This window comes from Micromonospora sp. AMSO12t (genome assembly GCF_008806585.1).
Lineage (GTDB): Bacteria > Actinomycetota > Actinomycetes > Mycobacteriales > Micromonosporaceae > Micromonospora > Micromonospora reichwaldensis.
Genome location: NZ_WAAS01000351.1, coordinates 1 through 5,680, shown reverse-complemented (window position 1 = coordinate 5,680; position 5,680 = coordinate 1). Strand labels below are relative to the sequence as shown.

The following is a 5,680-nucleotide window of genomic DNA, read 5'->3' as shown; positions in this document are numbered from 1 at the left end:
GGGTGCGACCGCGACGACTCCCGTGTCCCGTACGTCCTCCGGCATCCGGCCCCGCCCTCCACCGACGCGTCCACTCCCCCAGGTCCCGCCGGCCGCGGTTACCCGGCGCGGGCCCGTTCACCCCTTCGGGGGGAGCCGGCTTCACCCCGCCCCGGCCGACCCTGGTCCTACGCGGGCAACCGGCCGCGCGCGCCGGTGCGCGTCCGGCGTGGGAGGGGACCGGGAGGCGGGGCCGAGGTGGATCGGAGACGACGGCTGGCGGGCGCGACCGCGGTGGCGCTCGCCGTCGCGGCGGCGGGCCGGGCGCTGGCCGTACGGCGGCGCGGGTCGGCCTGGCCACGCGCGGCCGGCGCCGACCCGCGACCCGCGCGCTGGCAGGTGGTGACCGTCGACCGCCCGCCCGGCGAGGTGCTGCCCGGCGGCCGCTGGCCGGAGCCCCTGCGCCGGCTCGGCGGCGCGGTGCAGGTCGAGCTGCGGCCGGCCCCCGGCTGCCGGGGCACGGAGCTGGCGGCCCGGCCGGTGCCCGGCGCGGCGGCCCCGGCGGGGCTCGCCGCCCACCTGGTCGGCGACGATCCCGGCTTGCTGGTCCGGCGGGCGTTGTGGGAGGTCAAGCAGCTCGCCGAGACCGGCGAGGTGCTCCGCGCGGACCGCTGGCCGGCCGACCGTCCGCCGGGACCGCCGCGGTGAGGGCGCTGTGCTGGGTGGGCGCGGGCGAGCTGGCGGTACGGCAGGTGCCCGACCCGGAGCTGCGCAACGGCCACGACGTCATCGTCCGGGTCCGGCAGAGCGCCACCTGCGGCGGGGACCTGCCGCTGCTGGCCGGTCGGGTGCCGTTCCTCGCCGTCGGGGACGTGCTCGGGCACGAGTTCCTCGGCGAGGTGGTGGAGGCCGGGCCGGAGGTACGCCGGCACCGGGTCGGCGACCGGGTGGTGGTCTGCTCGTCGGTGGCCTGCGGCAGCTGCTGGTACTGCCGGCGTGACCTGCCCTCCTGCTGCGACAACGGCAGCGCCGACCCGGCCGTCACCGAGGCGGCCTGGGGCCATCCCACCGGCGGGGCGTTCGGCCAGCCCCGGGCGATGGGCGGCTTCGCCGGCAGCCACGCGGAGTACGTCCGGGTGCCGTACGCGGACGTCGGCGCGTTCACCGTGCCGGAGGCGGTCAGCGACGACCGCGCCCTGTTCGCCTCCGACGCCGCGCCGGCCGGCTGGATGGGCGCGGACCTCGGCCAGGTGCGCCCCGGCGACGTGGTGGCGGTCTGGGGCGCGGGCGCGGTCGGGCAGCTCGCGGCCCGGGCGGCGTGGCTGCTCGGCGCGGAACGGGTGGTCGTCGTCGACGCGGAGGAGGAGCGGCTGCGGATGGCCGAACGGCACGCCGGCGCGGAGACGATCGACCACCGGCTCGCCGACGTCGTCGCCGAGCTGCGCGAGCGCACCGGCGGGCGGGGCCCGGACGTGTGCGTCGAGGCGGTCGGGGCGGCCTGGAACGGGCACGGCCCCCGGTCGCTGGCCGAGCGGTTCACCGGCGGCGCCGAGCGACCGGCCGCCGTCCGCGAGGCCGTGCACGCCTGCCGCAAGGGCGGCTCGGTCTTCCTGCTCGGCGAGTTCACCGGCTTCGTCGACACCTTCCCGCTCGGGGCGGTCACCCAGAAGGGGCTGACGGTGCGGGGTGCGCGGCAGCACGGGCAGCGCTACATCCCGATGCTGCTGGAGCGGATGGCCCGCGACGAGCTGCGTACCGAGCACCTGGCCACCCACCGGCTGCCGTTGGAGCGGGGGGCGCAGGGGTACGCGCTGTTCCGGGACCGGGCCGACGGCTGCGTCCGCGCCGTACTCAGCCCCGATCTTCCGGCCGCCGCCGGCTGAGGCGCAACGCTGCGGCCCGCCGTGCCGGGTGGCAGACTCGGCGGATGCGTGAGCAGCGGACGTACGACGTCGTCCTCTTCGGGGCCACCGGCTTCACCGGGGGGCTGACCGCCGAGTACCTGGCCCGCAACGCCCCGCCGGGGCTGCGTTGGGCGCTCGCGGGGCGCAATCCCGGCAGGCTGGCCGCCGTACGGGACCGGCTGGCCGCCATCGACCCGGCGCTGGCCGGGCTGCCCCTGCTCACCGCCGACGTCACCGATGCGGAGTCGCTGCGGGCGGTCGCCGAGAGCGCCCGGGTGGTGGCCACCACCGTCGGCCCGTACGTGCACCACGGGGAGCCGCTGGTCGCCGCCTGCGCCCGCGCCGGCACCGACTACCTCGACATCACCGGCGAGCCCGAGTTCGTCGACCTGATGTACGTGCGCCACCACGCCGAGGCGGAGCGCACCGGGGCGCGGCTCGTGCACGCCTGCGGGTTCGACTCGATCCCCCACGACCTGGGCGTCTGGTTCACGCTCAAGCACCTGCCGGACGACGTACCGATCACCGTCGACGGCTTCGTCCGGGCCGGCGGGCGGTTCTCCGCCGGCACGTACCACTCGGCGCTCACCGCCTTCTCCCGTACCGCCGAGGCGTCCCGGGCGGCCCGCGAGCGGCGGCAGGTCGAGCCGCGACCGACCGGGCGGCGGGTCCGCGCGGTGCCCGGCCGCCTCGCCCGCTCGAAGGAGCTGGGCATGTGGATCGTGCCGCTGCCGACCATCGACCCGCAGGTGGTCCGCCGCTCGGCCGCCGCCCGCCCGGAGTACGGGCCGGACTTCCGCTACCGGCACTTCGCGGCCGTGAAGCGGCTGCCCACGGTGCTGGCCGGCGGCGTCGGGCTGGGCGGGCTGGTGGTGCTGGTGAAGCTGCCGCCGACCCGGCGCTGGCTGCTCGGCCGGCTCGCCTCCGGGCAGGGGCCGACGCCGCAGCAGCGGGCGAAGTCCTGGTTCCGGGTCCGGTTCGTCGCCACGGGCGGCGGACGGCGGGTGCTGACCGAGGTGGCCGGCGGCGACCCCGGCTACGACGAGACGGCGAAGATGCTCGGCGAGTCGGCGCTCTGCCTGGCCGGCGACGAACTGCCGGCCACGGCGGGGCAGGTCACCCCGGTGGCGGCGATGGGCGACGCGCTGCTGGACCGGCTGGTGCGGGCGGGGATGACCTTCCGGGTGCTGGACCGGCCACGCTGAGCGCAGGGCCCGACCGTCGGGCCGCCCGGCCCGGCGCGGGTTGACCCTCGACCAGGTTGAGACGACAGGATCGGCGCCGTGGAGAGCGACCTGCGCAGCATCGGCGAGCTGGCCCGCGCCAGCGGGTTGACCGTGAGCGCCCTGCGGTTCTACGACTCGGCCGGGGTGCTGGCCCCGGCCCTGGTCGACCCGGTGACCGGCTACCGCTGGTACACGGGCGACCAGGTGGCCCCCGCCCGGCTGGTGGCCGGGCTGCGCCGGGTCGGCATGCCGGTCGCCGAGATCGCCGCCGCGCTGCGGTCCGAGCCGGCCCAGATCCACCGCCTGCTCGACGCGCACCTGCGCCGGTTGGAGGACGGTCTCGCCGACGCCCGCAGGGAGCTCTCCCGGATCCGTACGCTGATCGATCCCGGGGAGCCCGCCATGACCACCCGTCTCGTCCTGTCCCGCGCCGACCTGGCCGCCGCCGTGGACGCGGTCCGCTTCGCCGTCGGCGCCGACCCCGACCTGCCGGTGCTGGCCGGCGTGCTGTTCGAGTCCGACGTCGACGGCGTACGGCTGGTGGCGACCGACCGGCACCGGCTGGCCGTCGCGCGGGCGGACGCCCGGGTCGACGGGCCGGCGGTGCGGGTGCTCGCCCCGGTCGTCTTCGTCGACGAGGTGCGGGCCCTGCTCGACACCGGCGCGGGGAGCACCCCCGAGGCCCGGCTGACGGTGGCCGCCGGCACGATCTCCGTCTCCGTCGCCGGCCGCACGGTCGACGCCGCCGTCCTGCCGTACGACTTCCCGGACCACCGCCGGCTGCTCCGCCCGACGCCCGACGACGGTCCGGCGCACCGGCTGACGGTCGACGCCGACGCCCTGCGGGCGGCCCTGACCAGCGCCGACGCCCCCGTCGTCACCCGGCGGCACGACGGCCTCCCGCTCGCGGTGACCGTGCTCGGCCCGGACGGCCGGGGCGGGGTGCGGCTGCTCGGGGCGGACGAGCTGGCCGGGGAGTCCGACGCGTTCCGCGTCGGGGTGAACGGCGGTTACCTGCTGGAGGCCCTCGACGCGGCCGGCCGGGGCCAGTTGCTGCTGGAGCTGGACGGGCCGATCGCTCCGCTGGCCGTGCGCCGGGCGGACGACGTCGAGGCGTTCTCCATCCTGATGCCCATCCGGCTCTGACCGCCGCGCCGGCCGTGGGCCGAGTGCCCGGCGTCGCGGGGGCGCGACGCCGGCCGGGCGGGGTCGTCGAGACCGGGCCGGGCGCGACCGGGCCGCGACGGTAGCATCGGTGGGTCCACCCGACGTCCGGACGGAGCGTACGGAGCAGCATGCTCGACATGGAGTTGATCCGGAAGGATCGCGAGGCGGTGGCGACCGCGCTGGCGAAGCGACTGGATCCCGCCGAGGTCAACCGCGCCCTGGACGAGATCCAGCGGCTCGACCAGGAACGCCGCGCCCTGATCAGTGGCATCGACGGCGAGCGGCAGCGCCGCAAGGCCGAGGCGCGCGCCTACGCGGCGGCGAAGCGCGCCGGCACCGAGCCGGAGGTCTCCACGCCGGAGGCGGGGCGCAAGCAGCTCGCCGAGCTGGAGTCCGAGCTGGACGAGGTGCAGGCGCGGCTGCGCACCGCGATGAGCGAGCTGCCCAACCTGCCGGCCGACGACGTGCTGCCGGGCGGCAAGGAGGCCAACCGGGTCGTCCGGGCCTTCGGCGAGCCGCCAGCGATCGAGAAGGTCCGCGACCACATCGAGCTGAGCCGGATGCTGGGCCTGGTCGACCACGAGCGCGGGGTCAAGCTCGGCGGCTCGGGCTTCTGGATGTACACGGGCATGGGTGCCCGGCTGGAGTGGGCGCTGCTCAACTTCTTCGTCGACGAGCACATCGGCGCCGGCTACGAGTTCCTGCTCCCGCCGCACCTGCTGCTGGACACCGCCGGCTTCGCCGCCGGGCAGTTCCCGAAGTTCTACGACGACGTCTACCACCTGGACCGGGAGTCCGCCCCGCGCGGGCAGTTCCTGCTGCCCACCTCGGAGACGGCGATCCTCGGGGCGTACCAGGACGAGATCCTGGAGACGGCGAAGCTGCCGCTGAAGGCGTTCGCGTACACCCCCTGCTACCGCCGCGAGGCGGCCGGGTCGCACTCCGACGAGCGGGGCACCGTCCGGGGCCACCAGTTCAACAAGGTGGAGATCTTCCAGTTCTGCCTGCCGGAGCAGGCCGACGCCGCGCTGGAGGAGATGCTCCTGCACGCGGAGAGCCTGGTCGAGAAGCTGGGCCTGCACTACCAGCGCACCCTGCTGTCGGCGGGCGACGCCAGCGCGTCGATGAAGAAGACCCTCGACATCGAGGTGTGGATGCCGAGCACCGGCAAGTACAAGGAGGTGTCGTCGGTCTCCTGGGCCGGCGACTACCAGGCGCGCCGGGCGGCCATCCGCTACCGCGAGCCGGGCGGCAAGCAGACCCGCTTCGTGCACACCCTCAACGGGTCGGCGCTGGCCACCAGCCGGCTCTTCCCGGCCATCCTGGAGCAGTTCCAGCAGCCCGACGGCTCGGTGCTGGTCCCCGAGGTCCTCCAGGCCCGCCTGGGCACCGATCGCCTCACCC

The 5,680-nt window shown here is 76.5% G+C and carries 5 protein-coding genes; all 5 read left to right on the top strand.

Going from position 1 to position 5,680, the window contains the following annotated elements:
* Nucleotides 1-237 precede the first annotated feature (237 nt).
* Nucleotides 238-687: a hypothetical protein gene (locus tag F6X68_RS30070; protein ID WP_151457413.1), complete on the top strand. Its 450-nt coding sequence runs from the start codon at nucleotides 238-240 to the stop codon at nucleotides 685-687.
* Nucleotides 684-1,862 (top strand): zinc-dependent alcohol dehydrogenase, encoded by a 1,179-nt coding sequence (locus tag F6X68_RS30065; protein ID WP_151457412.1) that lies wholly within the window; start codon nucleotides 684-686, stop codon nucleotides 1,860-1,862. Before F6X68_RS30070 ends, F6X68_RS30065 begins: the two co-directional genes overlap by 4 nt.
* Nucleotides 1,863-1,906: 44 nt before the next feature.
* On the top strand, nucleotides 1,907-3,088 hold the full coding sequence (locus F6X68_RS30060; protein WP_151457411.1) for a trans-acting enoyl reductase family protein: 1,182 nt from the start codon (nucleotides 1,907-1,909) through the stop codon (nucleotides 3,086-3,088).
* 90 nt (nucleotides 3,089-3,178) lie between these two features.
* Nucleotides 3,179-4,255, top strand: coding sequence for a MerR family transcriptional regulator (locus tag F6X68_RS30055; protein ID WP_151457414.1), 1,077 nt, complete (start codon nucleotides 3,179-3,181; stop codon nucleotides 4,253-4,255).
* Between the two features lie 149 nt (nucleotides 4,256-4,404).
* Nucleotides 4,405-5,680 (top strand): serine--tRNA ligase (gene serS / locus F6X68_RS30050; RefSeq protein ID WP_151457410.1); only part of this gene is annotated, 1,276 nt, incomplete at its 3' end.

Bases quoted from the DNA above. Each gene is read 5' to 3' on its own strand.
- F6X68_RS30060 (WP_151457411.1), top strand. From the start codon at position 1,907: ATGCGTGAGCAGCGGACGTACGACGTCGTCCTCTTCGGGGCCACCGGC.